This is a genomic window from Flavobacterium salmonis, from assembly GCF_903819435.1.
Lineage (GTDB): Bacteria > Bacteroidota > Bacteroidia > Flavobacteriales > Flavobacteriaceae > Flavobacterium > Flavobacterium chungangense.
Genome location: NZ_CAIJDP010000057.1, coordinates 272,497 through 298,553 on the forward strand (window position 1 = coordinate 272,497; position 26,057 = coordinate 298,553).

At 34.6% G+C, this 26,057-nt stretch carries 23 protein-coding genes; 12 read left to right on the forward strand and 11 right to left on the reverse strand.

Annotation, left to right across the window (positions count from 1 at the left end):
• Positions 1 to 13: 13 nt before the first annotated feature.
• The 5 genes from FLACHUCJ7_RS03830 to FLACHUCJ7_RS03850 form a co-directional block, all read right to left on the reverse strand.
• Positions 14 to 1,051, reverse strand: coding sequence for an asparaginase (locus FLACHUCJ7_RS03830; RefSeq protein ID WP_180907965.1), 1,038 nt, complete (start codon positions 1,049 to 1,051; stop codon positions 14 to 16).
• A complete protein-coding gene (locus FLACHUCJ7_RS03835) occupies positions 1,041 to 2,177 on the reverse strand; it encodes a 1-acyl-sn-glycerol-3-phosphate acyltransferase (RefSeq protein WP_180907966.1) in 1,137 nt (378 codons plus the stop codon). Before FLACHUCJ7_RS03835 ends, FLACHUCJ7_RS03830 begins: the two co-directional genes overlap by 11 nt.
• 63 nt (positions 2,178 to 2,240) lie before the next feature.
• Positions 2,241 to 3,020 carry a TatD family hydrolase gene (locus tag FLACHUCJ7_RS03840; protein WP_180907967.1) on the reverse strand — a complete coding sequence of 260 codons (780 nt, stop codon included), beginning with the start codon at positions 3,018 to 3,020 and terminating at the stop codon, positions 2,241 to 2,243.
• A 314-nt stretch (positions 3,021 to 3,334) separates the two neighbouring features.
• Complete coding sequence (locus FLACHUCJ7_RS03845) at positions 3,335 to 4,060, reverse strand: tetratricopeptide repeat protein (RefSeq protein WP_180907968.1); 726 nt, start codon at positions 4,058 to 4,060, stop codon at positions 3,335 to 3,337.
• Positions 4,061 to 4,062: 2 nt separating this feature from the next.
• Positions 4,063 to 4,647, reverse strand: coding sequence for an RNA polymerase sigma factor (locus FLACHUCJ7_RS03850; RefSeq protein ID WP_078226965.1), 585 nt, complete (start codon positions 4,645 to 4,647; stop codon positions 4,063 to 4,065).
• A 126-nt stretch (positions 4,648 to 4,773) separates the two neighbouring features.
• Here FLACHUCJ7_RS03850 and FLACHUCJ7_RS03855 point away from each other — a divergent pair, with 126 nt between their 5' ends.
• From FLACHUCJ7_RS03855 to FLACHUCJ7_RS03880, 6 genes are all read left to right on the forward strand, one after another.
• Entirely contained in the window at positions 4,774 to 5,070 is a 297-nt protein-coding gene (locus FLACHUCJ7_RS03855) for a hypothetical protein (protein ID WP_078226964.1), read from the forward strand.
• Between the two features lie 192 nt (positions 5,071 to 5,262).
• The gene (locus tag FLACHUCJ7_RS03860) at positions 5,263 to 6,246 is read left to right on the forward strand and encodes a hypothetical protein (protein ID WP_078226963.1); all 984 of its coding nucleotides are present in this window, start codon (positions 5,263 to 5,265) and stop codon (positions 6,244 to 6,246) included.
• A gap of 185 nt (positions 6,247 to 6,431) precedes the next feature.
• Positions 6,432 to 8,384 carry a DUF7849 domain-containing protein gene (locus FLACHUCJ7_RS03865; protein WP_180907969.1) on the forward strand — a complete coding sequence of 651 codons (1,953 nt, stop codon included), beginning with the start codon at positions 6,432 to 6,434 and terminating at the stop codon, positions 8,382 to 8,384.
• 124 nt (positions 8,385 to 8,508) lie between these two features.
• Complete coding sequence (locus FLACHUCJ7_RS03870) at positions 8,509 to 11,157, forward strand: CHAT domain-containing protein (RefSeq protein WP_180907970.1); 2,649 nt, start codon at positions 8,509 to 8,511, stop codon at positions 11,155 to 11,157.
• Complete coding sequence (locus FLACHUCJ7_RS03875; protein ID WP_078226961.1) at positions 11,109 to 11,549, forward strand: retropepsin-like aspartic protease; 441 nt, start codon at positions 11,109 to 11,111, stop codon at positions 11,547 to 11,549. The genes FLACHUCJ7_RS03870 and FLACHUCJ7_RS03875 overlap by 49 nt, the downstream gene beginning before the upstream one ends.
• A gap of 145 nt (positions 11,550 to 11,694) precedes the next feature.
• Positions 11,695 to 13,146, forward strand: coding sequence for an ATP-binding protein (locus tag FLACHUCJ7_RS03880; protein WP_078226960.1), 1,452 nt, complete (start codon positions 11,695 to 11,697; stop codon positions 13,144 to 13,146).
• An 81-nt stretch (positions 13,147 to 13,227) separates the two neighbouring features.
• On the opposite strand, the gene FLACHUCJ7_RS03885 is transcribed toward FLACHUCJ7_RS03880, so the two are convergent.
• From FLACHUCJ7_RS03885 to FLACHUCJ7_RS03895, 3 genes are all read right to left on the reverse strand, one after another.
• The gene (locus FLACHUCJ7_RS03885; protein ID WP_078226959.1) at positions 13,228 to 14,451 is read right to left on the reverse strand and encodes a TCR/Tet family MFS transporter; all 1,224 of its coding nucleotides are present in this window, start codon (positions 14,449 to 14,451) and stop codon (positions 13,228 to 13,230) included.
• 85 nt (positions 14,452 to 14,536) lie between these two features.
• The gene (odhB, locus tag FLACHUCJ7_RS03890) at positions 14,537 to 15,772 is read right to left on the reverse strand and encodes a 2-oxoglutarate dehydrogenase complex dihydrolipoyllysine-residue succinyltransferase (protein ID WP_180907971.1); all 1,236 of its coding nucleotides are present in this window, start codon (positions 15,770 to 15,772) and stop codon (positions 14,537 to 14,539) included.
• A 78-nt stretch (positions 15,773 to 15,850) separates the two neighbouring features.
• The gene (locus FLACHUCJ7_RS03895) at positions 15,851 to 18,631 is read right to left on the reverse strand and encodes a 2-oxoglutarate dehydrogenase E1 component (RefSeq protein ID WP_180907972.1); all 2,781 of its coding nucleotides are present in this window, start codon (positions 18,629 to 18,631) and stop codon (positions 15,851 to 15,853) included.
• A 118-nt stretch (positions 18,632 to 18,749) separates the two neighbouring features.
• On the opposite strand from FLACHUCJ7_RS03895, the gene FLACHUCJ7_RS03900 reads away from it, so the two are divergent.
• Positions 18,750 to 19,304, forward strand: a complete 555-nt coding sequence (locus FLACHUCJ7_RS03900) for a hypothetical protein (RefSeq protein ID WP_180907973.1) — start codon at positions 18,750 to 18,752, stop codon at positions 19,302 to 19,304.
• A 55-nt stretch (positions 19,305 to 19,359) separates the two neighbouring features.
• Positions 19,360 to 19,938, forward strand: a complete 579-nt coding sequence (locus tag FLACHUCJ7_RS03905; protein WP_180907974.1) for a hypothetical protein — start codon at positions 19,360 to 19,362, stop codon at positions 19,936 to 19,938.
• Between the two features lies 1 nt (position 19,939).
• Here the strand turns inward: FLACHUCJ7_RS03905 and FLACHUCJ7_RS03910 are convergent, their stop codons facing one another.
• The 3 genes from FLACHUCJ7_RS03910 to FLACHUCJ7_RS03920 are packed head-to-tail and all read right to left on the reverse strand — an operon-like array spanning position 19,940 to position 22,084.
• Positions 19,940 to 20,293 (reverse strand): hypothetical protein, encoded by a 354-nt coding sequence (locus FLACHUCJ7_RS03910; protein WP_078226955.1) that lies wholly within the window; start codon positions 20,291 to 20,293, stop codon positions 19,940 to 19,942.
• Positions 20,294 to 20,347: 54 nt separating this feature from the next.
• Positions 20,348 to 21,094: a hypothetical protein gene (locus FLACHUCJ7_RS03915; RefSeq protein WP_078226954.1), complete on the reverse strand. Its 747-nt coding sequence runs from the start codon at positions 21,092 to 21,094 to the stop codon at positions 20,348 to 20,350.
• Positions 21,095 to 21,109: 15 nt separating this feature from the next.
• Positions 21,110 to 22,084 (reverse strand): polyprenyl synthetase family protein, encoded by a 975-nt coding sequence (locus FLACHUCJ7_RS03920; protein ID WP_180907975.1) that lies wholly within the window; start codon positions 22,082 to 22,084, stop codon positions 21,110 to 21,112.
• Between the two features lie 250 nt (positions 22,085 to 22,334).
• Between FLACHUCJ7_RS03920 and FLACHUCJ7_RS03925 the strand changes: the two genes are divergently transcribed.
• The 4 genes from FLACHUCJ7_RS03925 to FLACHUCJ7_RS03940 all read left to right on the forward strand — a co-directional run bounded on the left by FLACHUCJ7_RS03925 (position 22,335) and on the right by FLACHUCJ7_RS03940 (position 25,993).
• On the forward strand, positions 22,335 to 22,856 hold the full coding sequence (locus FLACHUCJ7_RS03925; protein WP_031454087.1) for a YceI family protein: 522 nt from the start codon (positions 22,335 to 22,337) through the stop codon (positions 22,854 to 22,856).
• A gap of 107 nt (positions 22,857 to 22,963) precedes the next feature.
• Positions 22,964 to 23,563 carry a TetR/AcrR family transcriptional regulator gene (locus tag FLACHUCJ7_RS03930; protein ID WP_031454086.1) on the forward strand — a complete coding sequence of 200 codons (600 nt, stop codon included), beginning with the start codon at positions 22,964 to 22,966 and terminating at the stop codon, positions 23,561 to 23,563.
• Positions 23,564 to 23,581: 18 nt separating this feature from the next.
• Positions 23,582 to 24,916 (forward strand): TolC family protein, encoded by a 1,335-nt coding sequence (locus tag FLACHUCJ7_RS03935; RefSeq protein ID WP_180907976.1) that lies wholly within the window; start codon positions 23,582 to 23,584, stop codon positions 24,914 to 24,916.
• Positions 24,917 to 24,925: 9 nt separating this feature from the next.
• A complete protein-coding gene (locus tag FLACHUCJ7_RS03940; RefSeq protein WP_180907977.1) occupies positions 24,926 to 25,993 on the forward strand; it encodes an efflux RND transporter periplasmic adaptor subunit in 1,068 nt (355 codons plus the stop codon).
• The last annotated feature ends 64 nt before the right edge of the window (positions 25,994 to 26,057 follow it).

Here is a 26,057-nt window from a genome sequence, read left to right on the forward strand (position 1 = left end):
CTATTATTTATTGCTAAAGTGAAATCTCGCCCCGTAAAGCCGTTTCAAAAATGGTTTTAAACTCCGTTTGCGGAATCGTAACCGTATGGCCTAATAGATACATCAATTTAGTGATGGCAGCTTCTGTCGTAATGTCTTTTCCTGAAATAACGCCTAAAGATTTCAATACAGTACTGGTTTCATATTGTCCCATATTCACGCTTCCGCCTGAACATTGTGTTACGTTTACGATATGCAAGCCGTTTTGAATCGCTTTTTTGATCAGGTTCAAAAACCAATCTTCAGTTGGAGCATTTCCGGAGCCGTAGGTTTCCAGAACAATTCCTTTTAAACCTTTAGTCGCTAAGATTGAAGCCAAAACGGTTTCGCTCATTCCGGGAAACATTTTTATAATGGCTACATGATTGTTCAGGTTTTTATGCACAATCAGTTTCGCATCTGTTTTTATTGGAAGAAATAAATGTCGGTTTAATTTGAGATGTACGCCTGATTCTACCAATTCCGGATAATTAGGTGCTGTAAAAGCCCTGAAATGCTCAGCATTTACTTTTGAAGTTCGGTTTCCGCGGTATAATTTGTATTCGAAATACAGACAGACTTCGTTTATAACAGGTTTTCCGTCTTCCTGAAGCGAAGCAATCTGAATGGCCGTAATCAGGTTTTCTTTGGCGTCAGTACGCAAATCTCCAATTGGTAATTGCGAGCCGGTAAATACAACAGGTTTTGCTAAATTTTCGAGCATAAAACTCAATGCCGATGCAGAATACGACATGGTATCTGAACCGTGAAGGACTACAAATCCATCAAACTGTTCATAATTTTCCTCAATAATAGTGGCAATTTTAGCCCACATTTGAGGATTCATATTCGAAGAATCAATTGGATTTTCAAACGAAACCGTTTCGATTTCGCAATCCAGTTGTTTTATTTCGGGGATATTTTTGAGCAATTTTCCAAAATCAAAAGCTTTAAGTGCCCCTGTTTCAAAATCTTTACTCATTCCGATGGTTCCACCGGTATAAATTAAGAGTATTTTAGCTTTAGATGACATCCTGGTATTTTAATTTACTCACCACAGGATTGGCATACATGGCTAAAAATCCTTGTCTGGCTACGCCATTGTCAGTTCCAATACGCATTTCTAAACGACGTTCAAAGAGTAATTTTTCGTTTTCTTTATATAAATGTGCATATTTATCTGTTTCATTCAGAATATCATAGGCAATAAAATTGGTTGGCCATAATTGGTAATTCTGCAAAATAGAATCATCTATCACTTGTGCCAAAGCCTGGATCTGTTTGTTCGAATTATCATTTTCGGCAACAATCTGATCAATTTCAGCATCTAAAACATCTCCCACTGAGATATGTATTCTTTTTTTAGTTCCCATGATACCGCTTAAAATGGTCATGAAATCCTCATTTTTATCTTTTACGTAAACCTCATTGTTGGCTTCTGCCATTAATTGTGGCATTTTCAACACATCAGTAGGATCGTATTCGTAGGAAATAGCAACCGGAACAATCTTTAATTTTTTGAAATAATCCATCGGGTTTGCTTCATCAGAACCCATTGCGATCATTTTTAAAACACCCGGATTGGTTTCGTCATTTCCGTCTTTGGTACGGCCTTCTCGCTGTGCAATCCAAACCGAACGATTTTCGCGAAGCAGTAACTGCCCCATATATTCGGCCAGTAATTTAGAACTTTGCAGCATTTCACGCGGCGTTAAACCTCTTAAAACCAAAAAGTTTCTATTCAGTTTTGCCAGTATGCTCAAAAATGCTTTTTTTACCAGATTATCACCAATTGCCGATGCTGTCATTACTAAACCGTGTTCGAAAAGACAAACATTCAGTAAAGTCGTATCCAGTAAAATATCACGGTGATTCGAAATAAATAAATAAGGAGTGTTTTTTTCTAACTTTTCAAAACCCGAAGTCGTAAGTCCTTCTGAACTTTTTTCGAGTACTTTTTGAATGGTCTGATAAATAAAATTGCATTGAAAATCACGGATAGAGTGCGTTTTCCTTAATTGTTCTTTCCAGACTTCATCATTTAATTCCGGGAAAGTAAAATTCATCATGGTTTTCATCATCGGATGATTGGCAACTCCATGAAGTGCTTCATTTACTTCAGAATCATAAAATGGTCGAATCGCGTCAAATTTCTGCATTATAAATATCAATTTAGGTGGGCAAAAGAACAAAAAAAAAATCAAAGTATTGTAATCAGGGGATTAAATCCCGAAAACGTCTTTAGAGTTTTGCGTTGTTGCTTCTGCAATTTCAGTTTCTGAAAGTTCGTAAATTTCAGCCAGTTTTGCAATTACATTCGTTAAATAACTGCTTTCGTTGCGTTTACCTCTGTATGGAATGGGCGCCAGATAAGGTGAATCGGTTTCTAAAACGATATGTTTTAAATCAATCTGGTTTAAGAATTGGTCGATTTTTCCGTTTTTAAAAGTCACTACTCCGCCTATTCCTAATTTCATATTATACGAAATAGCCTGAAGTGCCTGCTCATACGTTCCGGAAAAACAATGAAAAATTCCGAACAGATCAGCTGATTTTTCTTCTTCCAGAATTTCAAATATTTCATCAAAAGCGTCGCGGCAATGAATCACGATTGGCAGTCTGTATTGCTTTGCCATCTGAATTTGCCTTTTAAAAGCGATTTGCTGCTCCTTTAAATGCGTTTTATCCCAGTACAAATCGATTCCGATTTCACCAACGGCATAAAATTTCCGTTTTGAAAGCTCTGTTTCAACATGCTGCAGCTCGTCCAGATAATTGTCTTTCACGTAAGTGGGATGCAAGCCCATCATCAAAAAGACATGATCCGGATAATTTTGCTCCAGATCATACATTGATTGTGTGGCTGCAGCATCAATAGCGGGAATAAAAAAACGGGTTACTCCTGCGTTTATGGCTCTCTGAATCATTTGGTCACGATCCTGATCAAATTCTTCAGAATATAAATGCGTGTGGGTATCGGTAATAATTGTCGTTGAATTCAATTGTATGTTTTTTAAAGTTGTCAAAATTACGACAATATTAAAAGAATAGCAATTGTGCAGATTGGGACGCGGATGAAACGGATTCACTTTTGTAAAAACGCGGATTTAACAGATTTTTTTATCCTTTTTGTCATTCCGAGGAACGAGGAATCTTCGCTAGAAACTCGACAAAGATTGGCGATTCTCTGGATGGAATTATTTATGGAGATTCATCGTTCCTCAGAATGGCAAAAAGCAATAAAAAAAATTCGCAAAGTATTTTAAAAACTTTGCGAATCTCTATGTAAAATTCTCAGTGTTTCTTAGTAAAATATCTAATCCAAAGCATCCAAAAGCTCCTGAACCTCATCATAGTCTTCATAGTCCTGAGAAATAGTCTCCAGGATTTCTTTACATCCATTATAATCTTTTTGTTTTAATTTTAGTAAAGCCAGATTCCAAAGTGATTTGTCTTTGTAAACAGAGTTTCCTGATTTCAATTCATTAAAAACTCCCTCTGCTTTTTTATATTGGCCTGTTTGCACCAAAGAAACACCATAGTAATATTGAATTTCGGATGTTTTTTTGTCTTTCAAAACTGCCTCAAAAAACGGAATCGCTTCTTTGAATTTTCTGTCATTAAAAGCTTTTTCGGCCTGTATCAGGTTTACATTTGTATTGCTTCTTTCTGTAAAATGAGCTTGTCCGGGATGGTTATAATCATTAAAAGACGGATTTTGATTGTAGTCAAAAAAGAACAATCCGAATAAAATTGCCACAGATGCCGCCGCCGCATAATACCAGGGACGCATCAATACCACTTTTGGCTTTTCTTTATTGAAATGTTTATTCGCAATATTGGACAGGTTTTCTTTAAACGCTTTTCTTTCCTGCTCATGCCCGAATTTATTTTCCAGTTGTACCTGAACCTCTTTGAAAGTTCTGAATTCAGCGGCAAATTCCGGATTTTCTGAGATCTCTTTTTCAAAGCTGTTTCTTTCCTCAACAGTCATTTCTCCCAGCAGATATTGATCAAATAATAGGTAGCGTTCTTCGTTCATGGCTAATTATTTTTAAGAGATTTAAAATTTTTTGCTTCCTGAATCCATTGTGTCAGCTGTCCGATACATAGCGATTTCTTTTTACGGACATATCCGTAAGTTACGTTTAGTTTTTCGGCAACCTCTTCCATCGATTTAATGGCGAAACTCAGTTTTAGCACCTCCTGGCATTTATCTCCTAATTTTTGGAACATCATATCAAAAAGCTGCTGTTTTTCATCAAATTGTTCGGCTTCCTGAACCAATTCAAGAGCAGATTCATTGATAGATGCAAAATCTTCATTAATTGTTACCCCTTTATTCGAAGTTTTTTTCAATTCGTTAAGCCATTTCCTTTTGCACAACAAAAAGAAGTACGCATCAAACGGACAAGTCAGCTGTAATGTATTGGCTTTTGCCTGATTAAAAAGCAAAATCATGATTTCCTGAACTACATCCTGAGCCTGATCCTTGTCTCCGGAATTATTCATTATATAGAAAACCACTTTGGGAACGAAATTTTTATAGATAGAACGGATTATTGCCGAGTCATTTGCCGCTATACCGTCAATATACATTTGGTCAGAATGTGTTTTACTTTTTTCCATATCGAAAATTATTAGCTAAAGTAAAAAAAAGAATCTGAAAAAAGTTACAGAAAAGGAGGTAACAATAATAACCGCAAATTGATATAGAGTAATAAAGGGTTATTTAGAATTAAAAATCACATAGAAATGGGAAGTTATCAATTTACAACCGAGAAAGATTTTGCCAAGTTTCAACAGATACTGTCGAACAAAATTCGCAATGGATTTATCGTGATTGAAAAAAACGACAAACTTCCTTATGTGGTTTTATCCAAAGAAAAAAAACAAATCAATTCTTCTTTGCAGCTGACTTTGGTTTTTGCAACCATAGGACTTTGGTCAATAGTCTGGCTTTATTTACTGATCAGTCTTCGCAAAAAACAAATTTTGGTGGCACTAGACGAAGACGGAAATGTTTTTGAAGAAAAGTGCCTTTCTAAATAGTTTCAAAAAAACTTCGAATAAAGGGGTAACAATTGTAAAGGCGATTTGATATAACGGTATAAAAAGAATTTTTAAAAATAAGGGTAACAATATCAAACCTGAATTGATATAAGAATATAAAAATTAAATTAACAACCGGAATCTGAAAACCAACTGATCAAAATCAGTTCAGATTTATAAAAATTAGAAATCATGAACACAAATTTTAAAAAAATCGGACTATTATTTTTAGCATTAGCAACATTTGCAAGCTGTGATGACAGCAACAGTGAAGACGAAAAAATTATACCACCATCGGCATCAGAATTTGCAGCTGTAAGAGATGAGGCTTTGGCAGGAAAAACACAACATTTTACAGCAACAGCAGGTGCAGGTGCTATTACGCTTACATCAGCAAAAGGTGTAAAAATCACCATTAACGGAAACTGTCTTACTAAAGCAGGAAACGCTGTAACAGGTGCTATTAACATTGATTTTGTTGAAATTTTTGACAAAGGAAATATGCTTGTAACCAATAAACCAACTATGGGTTTAATGGCAGACGGAAAGAAAAACCTATTGATCTCCGGAGGTGAATTCTTTATTAAAGCAACGCAAGGTGGTGTAGATCTGGCAACTTCTTGCTCTATAAATCTGGTTGTACCAACTAATTTAACTGGCGGTTTGGATAATGCCATGACACTTTGGTTTGGAAACATTGATGAAGATGAAAACTTAGTGTGGAGAGAAGCCAAAGACGGTGCTGACGGTACAGGCGGAAAAGGCGGGGTTCAGGGCGAAGGAAACAATTATTATGTAACTTTTGGAAACTTCGGATGGACAAATGTTGATAAATTCTACAGCGATCCAAGACCTAAAACTACTATTTTAGTAGATGCTCCAGAAGGTTATGACAATAACAATTGTGCAATTTACTTATCTTATGACGGAGAAGGACAAAATGCATTGGCTAAGTTAGATACTTACACAGCTGCCGGATTATTCAGCGAACACTATGGCCAGATTCCTGTTGGTTTAGCTTGTCACATCATTTTTGCTACCGAAGATAACGGTCAATGGCGTTATGCTATCAAAGGTGTTACAATTGCCGCTAATCAAACCTACAGCTTTACTTTGGCTGAAACAACAGTAGGTTCAGAAGCTCAACTGGTAGCAGCAATCAATGCCATTCAGTAACTTTCAAATACTTTTTTTAGGAAAAAGTGATGATTTGCTCATCACTTTTTTTTACATTTAATGCTGTTTTAAACTAACTCTGATGATTTTCAGAAGCTAATCCTGCTGTCCGCTGTATCTTTTTCTGTCTAAAGAAGCCAGAAAAAGGATGCCGCTCCCATCAGGGCTAAAAAACCTCCTCGACCATGAAAAAACTTTTATGCTGTTTTATTTTTCTATCATCAGCAATGGTGTTGGCGCAAACCAAAGTAAAAGACACCATCACCCGAAGAGCAAATATAAGCTATACCCAAAAAGGAAACTCGGTAACGTTTAAACCCGAAACACCTCCATTAATTCCAATTGCCGGTGCGCCAAAACCAAGCTACTCTTATTTATGGGAAATGGGAGACGGACATTACAGCAAACAGGCAGAACCCAAACACGTCTACAAAAACAAGGGGAATTACACCGCCCGATTAGCCGTTACCAACAATTATGATAACGGAAAACCTCCTGCTACACGGCCAAAAAAAGTCGCTGTTAACGAAATAGCAGATGATCCTTATCAGGACATCGCCTCGATTGCCGACCAAAACGGATTTGCCATTCAAAAAAACTGTGACCCCATTCCGGAACAGGAAATGCTAGTTGTAGTGAGTTATCAAAATCTGGAAAATTATGTCTCAAATGGGAAACTGTATCTTTTTTATAATGAGAAGCAATTCAAAAACAATAATTTCGAACTGGTCGATTTCCGAACCTATTCAGGCGAACGTGAAGTAAAAGAAAACACAGTAGCTTCAATTGACGATCTAGATGATACGAAATCCTATCTGGCTTCTGCCGAAAACACTTTTAAATTCAAAAAATATAAAAATACTACAACCGAAGAAGATTTAGAGGCAAGTTTAAAAGAGGCACATACTCTTTATCACAATGTTTCGATCCTGGAATTTGACGAAGCCAATCCAAATGAAACCCGAAATGTCTTTTATACTTTCAAAACCACTCCGGAAATGATCAAAGATACCAGTGCAACAGTTACCATGCGCGGGATTTTTGTGCCAAACCGCAGTTTTAAAAACCATAAAGTCAAAAACCTCGAAATGGAAATCGTAACCTCTCACGATCCCAACAAAATGGGGTCTAACGGAAGTTTGATTAATTATAGATTCGTCCGATTTAAAAGAGTGAAATTTAAAACCCGTTTTCAAAACAATGGAGAAGGACCTGCCAGAAAAATTCGTTTAGAAACCGATATTCCGGATATGTTCGACAAAAAAACATTCCAGATTGAAGGAATGTATCCTGAATGCCCTATTTGTCCAAAAGGCCAAGAACCAACCATAAGCTGTCTCGACACTATCATCAAGCAAAAACAAATCATATTTACTTTCAAGAATATTTATTTGCCGGGAACTGAACAAAAAAACGTTCAGGAAAAAGACAGTACTAAAGGTTTTGTACGATATTCAATGAAATTTAATGAAGACTTTCATAAGGTAAAAACCAAAAGCCGAACAGCAATAATTTTTGACAAAAATGAACCTATCATTACCAATTACGCCACTACCCGATTTTTACCCGGAATATCGATTGGCGCTAAAGCCGGGTATAATTTCTATCCTGATTTAGATAATTCAACGAGCTATTTTGTTGGTGCAACTATTTCTCCTTTTAAATCCTACCGCTTTTACTGGCAGGCAGAATGGGTTAACAGTTTAAATAATTATGATAGCGCAGTTAATGTGGTTACAGAAACAATCACCAATGCAAATGGTGTAAAGCAAAGACAACGCACCACAACAAGTACAGAAAACAAAAGCGTTAATTGGGAAGTGCCGGTTCTTATTCGCTATAACATCAATAATTACATAGGAATTGGTGCCGGTTTTCAGGCAAACATAAATGTTGCGCAGGAACAGCGTCAGAGCAAAAAAATAGACCTTTACGAGGGAGATTCCGATAAACTTATAATTAATACCAGAACAGAATCAAATTCTGCTAAAGCATCAATGGCAAATTTAAATACAGGACTTTTGTTCGATTTAACTGCAGGATTTGCAAGAATTGGCCCTAGTTTAGGGGCTCGTTATGTGATGAATTTTGAGAAAAATTTTAATTATTTTCAGATTTATGGGATTTGGAAGTTTTAAAAGTTATTCCGCAGAGTTTCACAAAGACCACACAGAGATTCGCAAATTCATTTTAAATCTTTGTGCATCTTTGTGAAAAACTTTTGTGTATCTCTGTGAAACAACAAAACACGCAGTACATTATATGAACTTATATTGCTTATATGGTTTAATTCTCTTCTTCCTGAATCTAACTGTTTTTGGACAAAACCCCGAAGACAAAATTTACAACGCAATTGATTCATTTGTTGCCCATCCTTCTGCGAAAGCGCTGCAAAACTTAACCAATACCGAAACCGCTTTCTGGAAAAATCCAAAACCAAAAACCAAAGACGAATTATTGTCCATAGTGGTTTTAAACTGCAACAAGGCGTATTATCAAAATCAGTTTGGACAGACACACAATGCGGTTTCAGGTTATGAAAAAGCCTGGCAATTGTACCAAAAATACAAACTTAACAATTACGATATTATTGAGTATTGCCTGAAACCCCTGGGCAATTTATACACTGTTTTGGGCGATTATGACAGTGCTGAAAATACGATCAAACAGTATTATTTTATTGCTGAAACAGAGAAAAACCAATCACAAAAAATAGCAGCAATCCTCAATTTATCGAATGTTTATCAGAGTTCGGGCAAGATCTCAATGGCCATTGAACTTTTGGAAAATACTTTAAAAACTGAAAAATTATCGAATGTCCAGAGAGGAATTTTATTGAATAATCTGGGAAGTAATTATTTACTAAGTTCAGGAGGAAATTTACTATTCCCCGGAACAAGAGAAAAGACTGAAAAAGCATTTGAATCCTCAATAAAATTTCTTCAAAAAGAAAAAGATGAATATGAAACTTTATCGAATTCTTATCGAAATCTTGCAACACTTAACCGAAAAAGACGAAACTTCGAAACAGCAAACTCTTATATAGAAAAAGCTGAAGAACTGTTTTTAAAAACGCCCAACCATCAGCCTCGAAAACTGGCTAAACTTTATTATGAAAAAGCTTTATTACTTTTTGATGAAAGAAAATATGACGAAAGTACAAAGCAAATTTCGGGTGTTTTTAAACTTTTAATTCCAAGTTATAATTCTAAAAACCTTCTGCCAAATCAAAACCAGTTATATCCGGAAACTGTTTTGACAGATGCAATCGACCTTCAGGCAGAAATGCTACAGCTTAAACAGCCAAAAAAAGCATTAAAAGCTTTTGAACTTTCGTTTTACATTGAAGATTTACTGATGAACGGTTTGGTTTACGAAAACTCCAAAATCCTGATGCAATTGCGATCACGAAACCGAACTGAAAAATGTATTTCGATTTATAAAAATTTATATGAAAAGGAAGGAAAAACTGAATATATGAATAAAGCCTTTCAATTATCTGAACGAACTAAATCTGGAATTTTAAAAAGTTATCGTTCGAATATTAAAAACGCTTCCGCAGAAGAAAAACAGCTTTTGCAGGAATTTCAAAATTTAAATAATGCCATTTTAAAAGAACAGCAAAAAGAAGATGCTGCAGATATTTCGAAAATCAATAATCTTATCCAAAAGCAAAATGAATTGACGCTTTCACTGAAGAAAATTCAGACTGAAAATGAAGATTATATTCCGGAAAATTGTGATTTAAAATCATTGTTCAAGAAATTACAAAATGACAAAGCCATTATGGTTTATTATTTCATGGGTGTTGAAAAATTGTATTATTTTACTTTACAACACAATCAAATTTCATTAAACAGAGTTCCTATTGGAGACGGAAAATTAGCTGATATTCTTTTTTTTCTGGACTATTTTAATGACGCCAATGCTATTATAAATGATATTGCGGGTTATAATCGTTCCGGAAATAATGTTTATAATCTATTACAATTGCCTGGTAATTCGATTTATCAAAACCTAATCATTGTTCCTGATGGCATTTTGAATTTTCTTCCGTTTGAAGCATTGATTACACGTACATCAAATACAACAAATTTTGCCAAAATGCATTATTTGCTGAACGATTTTAAGATCGCCTATAATACTTCGGCGAATATTTATTTGAATTCCAAACCCATTTCTAAATCCGAAAAAACCGTTTTGGGTGTTTTTCCTGTTTTCGAAAAAACGGCTTTTGAATTGAGTTATTCGAAGAAAGAACTGGCATCAATCCGGAGTAATTTTAAAGGCAAATATTTAGAAAACACCGATGCCCGTTTCGATAATTTCAAAAATAACGTTTCTAATTATTCGATTCTGCATTTAAGCACACATGCTTCATCGGGTGATATTCAAACTCCTGCAAGTATTAAATTTTATGATCAGGAAATTTTATATTCAGAATTGTACAATCTTAATATAAATCCGGATTTAGTAGTGTTGAGTGCCTGTGAAACCGGAATTGGAAAACTTTACAAAGCCGAAGGAGCGATGAGTGTAGCAAGAGGTTTTCAGTTTGCAGGAGCACAGAATTTGTTGTTTTCGTTATGGAAAGTAAACGATTATACAACGTCGGTTTTTATGACTGATTTCTATAAAAATATCAAAAATAAGCAAACTTACTTTGAAGCCAATACAAACTCAAAACTTGATTTCTTAAATGATAAATCGATTCCAAACGCTAAAAAATCTCCTTATTACTGGAGTTCGTTTGTCTATTACGGCTCTATTTCTCCAGAAGAAAAATCAGCCTATTATATCTGGTACATCATTAGTTTATTGGCTGTAATTGGTTTATTTTTGGTTTTCAATCACTATCTAAAATGGAAAATCTTCACGAGGTTCTCAAAAAAGAGAAATACAAAAAAATAAAATTCAAAGTTACCAAAACACAGCATTTATCTATTAAAGCCAAAATCAATGGTGTTTCTGGAACTTTTATTTTAGACACCGGCGCATCAAATTCCTGTGTGGGTTTTGAAAGTATTGAAAAATTCGATTTAACCACAAAAAAATCTAAAACTAAAGCTGCAGGTGCCGGCGGAACCGGAATGAAAACACAAATTTCGAAGCACAATATGCTTCAGTTGGGTTCCTGGAAAAATACCGATTTTAGTCTGGTAATTTTTGACCTATCACACGTTAATGAAGCTTTGCAGCAATACAAAGCAAAACCTGTTCATGGCATCATTGGCGCTGATATTTTGCTGGAAGGAAAAGCGATTATTGATTATTTTAATCATTATTTGTACTTAAAGCAATAATAAAAACTAATCAAAAACAAATAAAAAGTTATCAACAATTAAAACCAAAAAGAGAATCTTATTTGATAGTTATTTGACAAATAGATGTATTTTTACTTTTAATCCCAATAAATTCAAGGGTTTCTTATTTGATGGTTATTTGATTATGGAACAAAAAAAGTTAATAAATATCGTAAACGATTTAACTAAACAGCCTAACGAAAGTGAATGGGTTGAATTTAAATTAAACTATCATTCAGCTGAAGAAATAGGTGAAAGAATATCAGCATTATCGAATGGAGCTTGCTTACATAACCAACCTTTTGGTTATTTGATTTTTGGAGTAGAAGATAAAACTCATAAAGTTATAGGAACAACTTTTAAAATAAAATCACATAAGAAAGGGGGAGAAGATTTGGAAAGCTGGCTTATTAATCGATTAGCCCCAAAAATTGATTTCAGAATTCATGAATTTGATTATGATGATGGAATACGGATTTCTATGATTATAATTCCAAGCGCTGACAATCGTCCAGTAGATTTTCTACATATTCCATATATCAGAATAGCTAGCTATACTAGAAAATTAAGTGAATTCCCTGAAAAAGAAGGGAAAATTTGGAGAAAATCTCCCGATAAACCATTAGAAAACCTTGTTGCAAAAACAAATGTTACTTCTTCGGAAATAATTAGTTTACTTAATTCTCAGACCTATTTCGAATTATTAAAACTCCCGTACCCAAATACTCAGGAAGGAGTAATTGAAAAATTCATTTCTGAAAAATTTATAAAAAAGAGTAAGGGCAATTATGATATAACTAAATTAGGAGCTATTTTATTAGCTAAAAATCTTGAAGAATTTGACGAAATAGGGAGAAAGGCGGTTAGAGTAATTGTATATAAGGGAAAGAATAAAGTCGAAACAATAAGAGAACAAATTGGTAAAAGAGGATATGCCGTCGGGTTTGACGGACTCATTGACTGGATAAATGGCCAGTTACCTGCGAATGAAGAAATAGGAAGAGCTTTTAGAAAAGAAACAAAAATGTATCCCGAGATTGCAATAAGAGAATTAGTCGCTAATGCTCTTATCCATCAAGATTTTAATGAAAAAGGATTTCCTATGATTGAGATATTTTCAGACAGAATCGAAATTTCCAATCCAGGTTTACCTCTAATAACACCTCAGCGTTTTATTGATGAGTACATATCCCGAAATGAAAAATTAGCAGATATCTTAAGAAGATTTGGTATATGCGAAGAAAAGGGAAGCGGTATAGATAAAGTGATTTTTTACAATGAAATGTACCAATTACCTGCAGTAGACTTTATTGTATCTGAAAAAAGAACCAGAATTACAATGTTTAGCTATAAAGAACTTAATCATTTAGATAAAAAAGATAAAGTTAGAGCTTGTTACCAACATGCATGTTTATGTTATGTGTCAAATGACATAATGACAAATCAAAGTTTAAGAGAGCGTTTTCAAATTGAAGAACAGAATTCAGCAATAGCCTCAAGAATTATAAAAGACACAATAATTGAAGGTTTGATAAAAGATGATGATCCTTCCAGTAATTCTAGAAAATATAAAAAATACATTCCTTTTTGGGCATAAATAATCTCTCTTAAAATTTACATATAAAAAATCCCAAACTCCTTAACTGGAATTTGGGATTTTAAACTTTTATAAATTTGATTAATTATTATTCGAATGTTTTTTCAATGAAAGGTAAGAAACAATTCCACTGCTCATCATCAAGATTCCTCCAAGTATAAAAGGCATTCCCGGAAATTCAAAAGGCGCGTCCTGATGCGTAAAATAATAAAAAAGACCCGACATTACCGGTGGACCGATAATCGTTGCAGCACTCATTAAACTGGCAATTGTACCCTGAATTTCTCCTTGTTCTGTTGGCAAAACATGGCCGGAAATTATGGCTCGCAATGCAGGTCCGGCTATTCCCGCAAGACAATACGGAATCAAAAAGAGAAACATCATCCAGCTTTCTGAAACAAAAGCAAACAAAAACATGGCAAGGGTGTATAAAGACATTCCAATATAGATACTTTTTTTGTTTCCTAATTTTTTACTGGTCCATCGTATCAAACCGCCCTGAACGAGACTTACTAAAACTCCGACAACGCCCAGCGAAATTCCGACCATCTTTTCGTTCCAGTTAAATTTATACATCGTAAAATAACTCCAGTTACTTTCCACGGCATGTGCTGCTATGTAAATCAAAAATAAGGCAATCAGCAATCCATAAAGCGAAGGATATTTCCTTAAGTTCAAAAAAGCACCAATCGGGTTAGCTCTTTTTAGATTAACTGATCTCCTATTTTGTTTTGATAATGATTCGGGTAGAATAAAATATCCGTACAGAAAATTAAGTAGACACAAAACTGCTGCTGCATAAAACGGAATTCTCGATCCGTAATGTCCCAGAATACCACCCAGAACTGGCCCAATTATAAATCCGAGTCCAAAAGCTACACCAATCATTCCGAAATTTTTGGCTCTGTTTTCCGGCGTACTCACATCGGCTATATATGCCGAAGCGGTTGAAATACTTGCCCCGGTTAATCCGGCAATTATTCTTCCTATAAAAAGCCATGTAATGGTTGGAGCAAATGCCAGTAAAACATAATCCAGTGCAAAAGCAAAAAGGGAAATTAAAATTATAGGTCTTCGCCCAAATTTATCACTTAAATTACCAATTAACGGCGCAAACAAAAATTGTGTCATCGCATAAGCAAATGTCAACCAGCCTCCATATTTTGCAGCTTCACTCACATCTCCGTGTATTAATTCTTTAATCAGTTTTGGAATAACCGGAATGATGATTCCCCATCCGGTAATATCGATTAACATGGTGATGAAGATAAAGCCTATTGCTGCCTGTTTTTTTTTGGTTGACATAAATGAGTTGGTTAGTTAGGCAAATAAACAAAAAATCCGTTTAGAAGTTCTAAACGGATTTTTTTATTTCTAAGAATTTATTTGATTACAACTCTAATGCTCTTTTAGCATCTCCGTTCATCAATAATTCTACCGGATTTTCTAAAGCTTCTTTAACAGCCACTAAGAAACCAACTGACTCACGTCCGTCGATGATTCTGTGATCGTAAGAAAGAGCAACATACATCATTGGGTGAATTTCAACTTTACCGTTTACAGCGATTGGACGCTCGATAATGTTGTGCATTCCCAAGATTCCTGACTGAGGAGGGTTGATGATTGGAGTAGATAACATACTTCCGAAAACACCACCATTAGTGATTGTAAAAGTTCCACCAGTCATATCGTCAACTGTAATTTGACCGTCACGAGCTCTTAAAGCCAATCTTTTGATTTCAGCTTCGATTCCACGGAAGGTTAAAAGTTCAGCATTACGAACAACAGGAACCATTAATCCTTTTGGTCCGGAAACCGCGATTGAGATATCAGCAAAATCGTAAGCGATTTTGTAATCACCGTCCATCATAGAGTTCACTTCAGGATATAATTGTAAAGCTCTTGTTACTGCTTTTGTAAAGAAAGACATAAAACCTAAACCTAAACCACCATGTTTAGCTTTGAAAGCGTCTTTGTATTCATTACGAATTTGGTTGATTGGCGTCATGTTTACTTCGTTAAAAGTAGTAAGCATAGCTGTTTCGTTCTTAGCCGAAACTAATCTTTCTGCTACTTTACGACGTAACATTGATAATTTAGTACGCTCAGTTCCACGGCTTCCACCAGTTGGAGTTCCCATAGAAGGCACTGCATTTACAGCATCATCTTTAGTAATTCTTCCGCCTTTACCAGTTCCTGAAACAGTTGCCGGAGCAATATTTTTCTCGTCTAATATTTTTCTTGCTGCAGGAGATGGAGTCCCGGCTGCATAACTTGTTGCTGCCGGAGCCTGAACCGCTTTTGGAGCCTCAGCTTTTACTTCTGCTTTTGGAGCTTCAGCCTTAGGAGCTTCTGCTGCTGGTGCAGCTGCAGAACCAGATGGTTTTGCCGCATCAGTATCAATTAAACAAACTACAGCACCAACTGCTACTGTATCACCTTCTTCAGCTTTTAGTGTAATTACACCGCTCATTTCAGCAGGCAATTCAAGAGTAGCTTTATCTGAATCAACTTCAGCAATTGCCTGATCTTTTTCTACATAATCTCCGTCTTTTACTAACCAAGTTGCAATTTCAACTTCTTTTATTGATTCCCCTGGTGATGGGACTTTCATTTCTAAAATCATCTTATTTTTGTTTAAGGTTGTATTGTTTAAAGTTTCATGTTAATGTTAAAACTGAAACTCTAAACTTGAAACATTTTTTTATCTGAATAAATTTTTATCGAATACCATTCTGATTGCATCTGCATGACGGCGTTTTGCACGTGTATAACTTCCTGCTGCCGGAGCCGCGTAAGCTTTTAATGAAGCAAGTCTCCATTTTACAAGATCAAAGTTCATTAGCATAAAACTGTAAGCTCCCATGTTTTTAGGTTCTTCCTGTGCCCACACATAATCATCAGCTTTTGGATATTTTGCAATGATTTCTTTGATTTGTTCTGCAGGGAAAGGGAATAATTGCTCGATACGAACAATTGCCACATCTTTTCTTCCGTTGTTTTCTCTTTCAGCAGCAATATCATAGTAGAATTTACCGGTACAGAAAACCAGAGTTTTTACGTCTTTTTTGTTTACTGTATTGTCATCGATAGTTTCCTGGAAACTTCCTGTTGCTAATTCTTCAACTGAAGACACACATCTTGGATCACGCAATAAACTTTTTGGAGAGAAAACTACCAAAGGTTTACGGAAATCTGTTTTCATTTGTCTTCTCAACAAGTGGAAAAAGTTCGCTGGCGTTGTACAATCGGCAACATACATATTGTGTCTTGCGCAAAGCTGTAAGTAACGCTCCATTCTTGCAGAAGAGTGTTCAGCTCCCTGACCTTCGTATCCGTGTGGCAATAATAAAACAATACCGTTTTGGTTGTTCCATTTATCTTCTCCACAAGAAATATACTGGTCAATCATAATTTGTGCACCGTTAGAGAAATCTCCAAATTGTGCTTCCCAGATTGTTAAAGCATTTGGGTTTGCCAAAGCATAACCGTAATCAAATCCTAAAACTCCGTATTCTGATAAAAGTGAATTGAATACTCCGAATTTTCCTTTTTTGTTTTCGATATTGTTCAGTAAGATTACTTCTTCTTCAGAATCTTCTACTTTAACTACCGCATGACGGTGAGAGAATGTACCACGCTCTACGTCCTGACCAGAGATTCTGACATCAAATCCTTCAGTTAAAAGAGAACCATAAGCCAATGCTTCTGCAGTTCCCCAATCTAAGGTGTTGTTATCGTATCCTGTTTTTCTGTCAGATACAATTTTGTTGATTTTATTGATGAATTTTTTATCCGAAGGTAAAGTTGAAATCGTATTGATAATTGAATCCAGGCCTTTTTTATCGAAAGAAGTATCTACCTTTTTCAACATTACATCATCAGAAACCTGCTGGAATCCTTTCCATTCATTTTGCATAAATGGAGTAATGATTGTCAACGCCTTTTTACGGGATGCTTCTAAATTTTGTTCAAGATCTGATTTGTATTCTTTTTCAATTGTGTTTACATAATTGGCATCAATAACGCTTTCTGATAAAAGCTTTTCAGCATAAATATCTCTTGGGTTTTGATGTTTTGCAATGATTTTATATAAAACCGGCTGTGTAAAACGAGGTTCATCACCTTCATTATGACCGTATTTTCTGTATCCTAATAAATCGATAAATACGTCACGTCCAAACTCCATTCTGTAATCTAATGCAAAAGATACTGCGTGTACAACAGCTTCTGCATCATCGGCATTTACGTGTAATACAGGCGAAAGTGTTACTTTGGCAACGTCTGTACAATAAGTTGATGAACGCGCGTCTAAATAGTTTGTTGTAAATCCAACCTGGTTGTTGATTACGATATGAATGGTACCTCCGGTTTTGTAACCGTCTAATTGTGCCATTTGGATAATTTCATAAAGCAAACCTTGTCCTGCGATTGCAGCATCTCCGTGAACAGCGATTGGTAATACTTTTGAAAAATCATCAGCGTAATATTTATCTTGTTTTGCTCTTGTGATTCCTTCAATAACAGCTCCAACCGTTTCTAAGTGTGAAGGATTTGGTGCTAAATTGATATTGATGCTTTTTCCTGTTCTTGTTTTTTTGTCGGCTGTAAGACCTAAGTGGTATTTTACGTCACCGTCAAAATATTCCTGATCATAATCTTTACCGTCAAATTCGCTAAAGATATCCTGAGTAGATTTTCCGAAGATGTTTGCCAAAACGTTCAAACGGCCACGGTGCGCCATTCCCATTACAAACTGCTCTACTCCTTTTTCAGCAGCTTTTTCGATCAAAGCGTCCAAAGCCGGGATGATGGTTTCACCACCTTCTAATGAAAATCTTTTTTGGCCGACATATTTAGTATGCAAAAAGTTCTCGAAAGAAACAGCTTCATTTAATTTATTAAGGATAGTTTGTTTTTCTTCAACAGAGAAATTAGGCTGATTGTTGTTAACACCCAATTTATCCTGAATCCATTTTACAACACCAGGGTTTCTGATGTACATATATTCAACACCAATATGCTGACAGTAAATTGCTTTAAGACGGGTAATGATATCCTGCAGAGAGCAAGGAGCAACACCAATAACCTGTGCAGCATCAAAAACTGTAGAAAGGTCTGCAGTAGTTAATCCGAAGTTTTCAATATCCAAAGTTGGAGATGAAGTTCTACGGTCACGAACCGGATTGGTTTTGGTAAATAAATGACCACGTGAACGGTAGCCATCAATCAATTTCAATACGTTAAATTCTTTTTGTAATTTTTCAGAAACTTTACTGTAATCTGCGTTGTCGCTAGTAGTAGTTACATACTCAACGATTGTTTGCACAGGATTTTCGTCGTTATAAGTAGTCATTCCAAAGTCAAAGCCCTGAAAAAAACTTCTCCAGCTTGGCTCAACGCTGTCTGGGTTTACTAAATATTGATCGTATAATTGTGCAAAAAACTCGGTATGCGCTGCATTTAAAAATGAAAACCTATCCATAATATTTGAGTGAATATACTTTTTGTTATATAGAATGGCAAAAGTACAACAATCGATATTATTTAAATGATTTTTTTACGTACTTTTACGTAAAAATTTGTTAAAAATAGCCTAAACTATGAAGAAAATTCATCTTTCAATCGTTTTCAAATCATTTTTTGTGATTTTGATTAGCCTATTTTCAAATCTTACAATTGCACAGGACGAAAATAATGTAATCGATAACAATAAAGAGTTTTGGGACAAAGTGCAATTTGGTGGCGGATTGGGTCTTGGATTTGGCTCCGGATATACTGATATTTCTGTAATGCCAAGCGCTATTTATAATGTTAACGAAATTGTCGCAGTTGGATTAGGAATGCAGTTTGGCTATTTATCTTCTAAAAACCAATATCATTCTTACATATATGGGGGGAGTCTTGTCGGATTAGTAAACCCCATTCCCGAAATGCAGTTATCTGCTGAACTGGAACAAGTTAGGGTTAATACAAAATATGAACGCCTTGATAACGTACCCGGCTATTCAGATAATTACTGGAACACGGCACTATATCTTGGTGCTGGTTACAGAACCGGAAGCGTAACTGTAGGTGGTCGCTATGATGTTTTATTTAATGAAAAAAGAAGTTTGTACGGATCTGCGTTTATGCCTTTTGTGAGGGTTTATTTCTAAAAAGTTGCTAAGGTTCTGAGATGCTAAGATTCTAAGTTTATTTAAACCTGAAGATTTGAAAAAATATATCTTTATAATTACAGCTATAATCATTTCTAGTTGTAATAATTCTAAAAAGGAAAATACTAATAATGAAAAGGTTGTAAAGAAAGAATTACGACCTTTTTTTGATTCTGATGAAATCAATCATTATTATTTGAATTTTTCGGAGGAAGATTTTATGAAAATTATGATGAAAGAGAAGAATACTCCAAAAGAATTAGAGTTTATAGATTTATTCGTTCATCATTTTCCAGAGACCATTCCAAAAGAAAATTTCGAAAAAATTCTATTGAATTATAACTACAAAAAATCAAATTTATCGCTTAAACAGCAGAAAGAGATTGAAAATGTGTTTAGTGAAAAAGATTCATTGCAAGATGCTTTCGCCGCCTGTGCAGCAGAATATCGCGATATTTTTCTTTTTAAAAAGAAAAAAGAAACGGTAGGAATAGTTAAGATGTGCTTCAAATGCGGCCGCGTTCAATTTGTAGGGAATAAAATTGATACCGAAGGTTTTGGCCTTTGGACTGAGTTAGATAAACTACGAAAAATCGTAAGACCTGAAAATTATAGTATCCTGATAACCGAATAATCTATTTGTAGAAATTCCGAAACCAAACTTTCTGCCATTCTCTTTTTAGAATTAAAAAAGAAACCTCTTCAGCAAGAACAACCAAATCTGACCCGTCAAGTTGTTTGATTTCATTTTCAGGAACATCAATTATGTATAGCAAATTGAGGTATTCAGCAAATTTGTACTGAATCATTCGGTAGATTTTTTCGTGAAGCTGGATTTTTAATTCTTCCGGAGTGATGCTCAGCGGAAAATCTATGCCTTCGTTTGCCAAATTAAAATCTTTATTGAGCTGTTCAATTAATTTCAGATACAAAGAATCTTTTTGAGCTTCTTCGAATAATAAATCGGTATTTAATGGTGAAACATACATATTTTTTCAATTTCAAAATTCAATTTTAATGGCAATGGCAACTTTAAAATCAATTCAATTACAATCGATATTGGTTTTTATGGTTTTTGATTTCCAATAATCTACAATTTTAGACAAAAGAACATCGCCGCCTGCATAGAAAAATACAGCTCCCATTGGCGGATTGGCGGCGGGAATTAATCCGAAGGTTTTAGGCACCCATTTCCAGCATTGAAAATAAGTTCCGGCAAGCTCAATAAATATAACACAAAGGGCGATGAAATAATATAAATTCTGCCATTTTTTTCTCTTTAGAAGCAAAAAGAAAAAGATTCCGAAAACCAATGAAAAAACATCTTTCAGAAATATTCCAACTAATAAAAACAGTAATGTAAATCCAACTGCGAAATATTTTCTAAGAAATTTGTCGTTCTTAACTGCCCATTCTGCATGTGCAAAAACATAACCTGAAGCGTATACAATTGCATGACCAAAAGGAACATATAAAGGAATAACTGTAGTTCTGTAATGGTACATTCCGAGCAAAGTGCAAAAAATCACTTCTCCTATATAAGACAAGAAAACCATCACAAACATCAGTTTTCTTAAATAAGAACCGGAAACCCAAAAGAAAAAGGAGAAATAGAGTATTGCTAACAAGTTTGTAATTTGACGGCCGTCAAAATATTGCTCATTAAAAAAAACACTGTCAATACCTAAAGCGAAAAGGGTAAAAAAAGGGAAGCAAGCAGCAAAAAACAATTGTTTTTTGGCATCACAATTTTGTTCATTAAAAAAAACAGAGCTTACAATAGCATTCATAAATTCTGATTTATTTTAAACCTTTCTGCCCATTAGGTTTTCTCCAAAAGTTTTCAGAATATTTTTCTTTTCTACACTGATATCCATTTTATCAAGTGTTTCAAAAGCCTTAAAAGTATACATTTCTATAGCTTTTTGAGTAGCTTCTGACGCACCGGATTCGTTAAAAATTGCTTTGGCATTTTCTATTTTATCAGTGTTATCCTCCAACTGCAAACTGAACAACTTTTTTAATTCTGCTGCTTTTTCAGAACCAGAAAACTCAACTGCCTTTAAGTACAAATAGGTTTTTTTGTTTTCGATAATATCTCCTCCTACTTGTTTTCCAAAAGTTTCAGGATCACCAAAAGCATCTAAATAATCATCCTGAAGCTGGAAAGCCAATCCTAAATTAAGTCCAAAATCATAAATTAAACAAGCTTCTTTTTCTGAGGTTTTTGCTGCAATGGCACCCATTTTCATTGCTGCAGCAACCAAAACGGCTGTTTTATATTCTATCATTTTCAGATATTCAGGAATTGTAACATCTGTACGGGTTTCAAAATCAACATCCCATTGCTGACCTTCGCAAACTTCGAGTGCTGTTTTGCTGAATAATTTGGCCAAATCCCTGAAAATTTCTGGTTCATATTGCTCAAAATATTGATACGCCAAAATAAGCATAGCATCTCCAGAGAGAATTCCGGTATTCAGGTTCCATTTTTCATGTACGGTTTCTTTTCCTCTGCGTAAAGGCGCATCATCCATAATATCATCATGCACCAACGAAAAATTATGAAAAACCTCTACTGCCATTGCAGCCGGAAGGGCTACTTTATAATCCGTATCAAAAACTTCTGCTGCCATTAGGGTTAGTACCGGACGCATACGTTTTCCGCCAAGACCTAAAATATATGTAATAGGTTCATAAAGGTTAGTAGGCTCTTTGGTTATGTTTTGACTTTTTAGATAACTAATAAAAAAATCCTGGTACTGACTAATATCGTGCATAAAATGGAATTCTGATTTACGAAGCCCAAAGATACAATTGAAATATGAATTTATTGTTTTTAAAATTTAAATGCTCATCAGAATTTAATATTACCTCATTTTTAATCCTTTAAAATTATTTTAAAAAAAAACATGGAAACTTTTTTGGTGTTATGAGTTTCCTTTCTATATTTGCAAACGGAAACTAATAACACTAAAAAAGTTTCCAATATAATTTAAGCTTTTATAAACTCAATTAAATCAAATATTTATGAGAACAACATGGACCGTAGATTCTAGCCAGTCAGATGTTTTAATAAAAATGAGGCATTCGATAATTGCTTATTTGGGAGGAACTGCAAACAAATTTGATGGTTATGTAAATATCGAGGATAATGAAATTGAAGATGCATCAGTTGCTTTTTCATTAGATATAAACAATAAAGCAGATAGTTTTCAACAAATTGACTCTCATCTGCAACTGAATGATTTATTTAATGTAAATGAGCATCCAATAATTAGTTTCAAATCAACATCTTTTCAAAAAGTAAATAATAATATCAATTTCTTTAAAGGTGACCTGACTATAAAAGACGTTACACGGGTTGTTGAACTTGATGCGGAATTCATTGGAGTTAATAACTACAACGGTGAGAAAAAAGTAGCTTTTGAAATCAAAGGTGATATTAAACGTCAGGATTTTGGACTTGATTATAATTCCTATAATCAAAATGGAGGATTGGCAATGGGAAAAGACATTAAACTTATCGCAAATTTAGAATTTAGCATATAAATCCTACCTAATGAATACGTTAATGTAAAACTATTACTAAGATATTGGAGACTTTTTTCTTAACTTTAGTTTCCTGGTATATTTGTAATAAAATTTGAAAATCAAAAATGAAAGAGAAAATAATATCAAAAGCAAGTGATTTGTTTTTAAAACTGGGTTTTAAAAGCGTTACAATGGATGATATTGCGGGAGAAATGTGCATTTCAAAAAAAACGATCTACAAATACTTTTGTAACAAGGAAGTTTTAGTCAAAGAGAGCACTGCAATGGTTCACAAACAGGTTCATGATTTAATCGATACTATTGTTGCAAAAGATTTTAATTCGATTCATGAGAATTTTGAAATTAGAGAAATGTTTCGTGACATGTTCAAAACCAATATTGACACCTCACCGATTTATCAACTAAAGAAACATTATCCTGAAATATACCAAACTGTACTTACGAAAGAAATTGATCAGTGCACACAGTATTTCAGAGCCAATATTGAAAAAGGAATTCGCGAAGGATTATACCGCAAAGATCTGAACATCGCTATTTATGTAAAATTTTATTACACTCTTATTTTTCATATCAACGAAACCACAGTTTCAGAAACAGAAGCACAGAAAATGGAATTAGAAGCTTTAGAGTATCATACCAGAGCCATGGCAACTGAAAAAGGAATTCAGGAACTAGAAAAACAACTTGAAAAAATTATAATTTAATCATCAATCTATAAATATATGAAAAGAATAATTCTAATATTTTTGTGCATCATTGGCCTGTCTGTCAATGCACAAGTCACAACCTTAACCCTAAAAGATGCTGTTTCCTATGCGCTTCAGAATAAAGCCGACGCAAAAAAAGCAAAGCTGGAAGTTGAAAACAGCGAATACCAGATTCAGGAAGTTCGCTCTCGTGCACTACCTCAAATTTCTGCTAATGGAAATCTGACCTATAACCCTGTTATCCAGACAACTGTTATCGACGGTGCGGCATTTAACGCTCCTGGAACTACAATTCAGGCTGCTTTTGGTCAAAAATGGACATCTACTGCAGGAGTTTCGTTAACTCAGGCTTTATTTGACCTTTCCGTTTTTACAGGTTTGAAAGCAGCAAAATCAACCCGTCAGTTTTATCAGATCAATGACCAGTTAACAGAAGAGCAGGTAATTGAAAGAGTAGCCAACAACTATTATCAGGTATATGTTCAACGTCAGAAACTAATTTTACTGGACAGTAATTATGTTAATACAACAAAAGTTCGAGACATTATTAAAGGACAGTTTGATAACGGACTGGCAAAAAAAATTGACTTAGACAGGGTAAGTGTAAAACTATCAAACATTAGTACACAGCGCCAGCAAATTTTGAACGCAGTACAATTACAGGAAAATGCCTTGAAGTTTTATATCGGAATGCCTATGGAAACACAAATTGAGATTCCACAATCTGAATTTGAAGTGACCCCCGCTGCTTTGAGTGAGGCTCCTAATACTGCAAACAGAACAGAATATTTGCTTTTGAAAAAACAGGAAGAATTATTGATGTTTCAAAAAAAATCTGTTGAAGCTGAATATTACCCTACCCTTTCGTTATCTGCAGGATATAATTATATAGGACAGGGTCCTGAAATGCCATGGTTTGCTAAACCTGCCGATGGTGTTTACTGGTCAGATTACTCTTCAATCGGATTAAATTTGAGAGTACCCATTTTTACCGGATTCGGAACCCGTTCAAGAGTAAGACAAGCTGATGTAAAAATCAGAACGCTACAGGAAGATATTAAAGATACACAGCTTTCCTTAGACCTGGAATATAAAAATGCAAAGACTCAAATAGAGAATAGTTTAATTACAATAGAAAATCAAAGAGAAAATATGACTTTGGCCGGAGAGATCCTGAGTAATACCAAAAACAATTATCTACAGGGACTTGCTTCATTAACCGATTTACTTGATGCTGAAAATGCATCGATAGAAGCACAAAACAATTATACCGCGGCTATATTAGATTACAAATTAGCTGAAGTAGCACTAATCAAATCAAAAGGCGAACTAAAAACTCTTATTAAATAACTAATTACAATGAAGAAAACTATTATAACGATCGTAATCATAATCGCAACTTTGGGTGTGATAGGATATGTTTTAAGTAACAATAAAAAGGAGAACAAAGAAAAAACAGATATTGTAGCTGAAAAAAATGCTGCTGTTTCAGTAAAAGTTACTCCTGTAAAAACAGAGCAAATTTCTTTAGATTTTGTTGCTAATGGAAATTTTGCACCAACCCAAGAATTGACTTTTTCTGCAGAAAAATCAGGAAAAGTAATCAGCGTTTTGGTAAAAGAAGGTGACTATGTAAGAGTAGGTCAGACTTTACTAACGATGAGAGGTGATGTAATAAATGTAAGTGCGCAACAGGCTCAGGCTGTTTATCAAAATGCAAAATCTGATTACAACAGATATGAAAATGCTTTTAAAACCGGCGGTGTTACCAAACAACAATTAGATCAGGCAAAATTAGCTCTGACAAATGCGGAGTCTAATTTAAAACAAGCTAACATTAATGTAGGTGATACAAAAGTAAAAGCTCCAATTAACGGATTTATCAATAAAAAATACATTGAACCGGGATCTATTTTAACAGGAATGCCTGCAACTGCATTATTTGATATTGTAAATACATCTAAATTAAAATTAACAGTTACTGTAAATGAAAACCAGGTAGCGAGCCTTAAAAAAGGAGATAACATCAATGTAACAGCAAGTGTTTATCCTGACAAAACATTTTCCGGAAAAATTACTTTTATTGCTGCAAAAGCGGATGAATCTTTAAATTTCCCTGTTGAGATTGAAATTACAAACAACTCAAATAATGATTTGAAAGCCGGTATGTACGGAACGGCAAATTTTGCTTCAAAACAACAAAAACAAAACTTAATGGTGGTACCAAGAAATGCATTTGTTGGAAGTGTGAGCAGTAACGAAATTTTTGTTGCTGAAAATGGTAAAGCTAAACTGAAAAAAGTTACTGCCGGAAGAATTTTAGGTGACAAAGTAGAAATTATCAACGGACTATCTGACGGTGAAAAAGTGATTACCACAGGTCAGATTAACTTACAAGACGGAAATACAGTAGAAATTATTAAATAATTATTGGCTTTAAGCAATAAGCTTTAAGCCATTAAAAAAGCCTAAAGCCTACAGTTTACCGCCT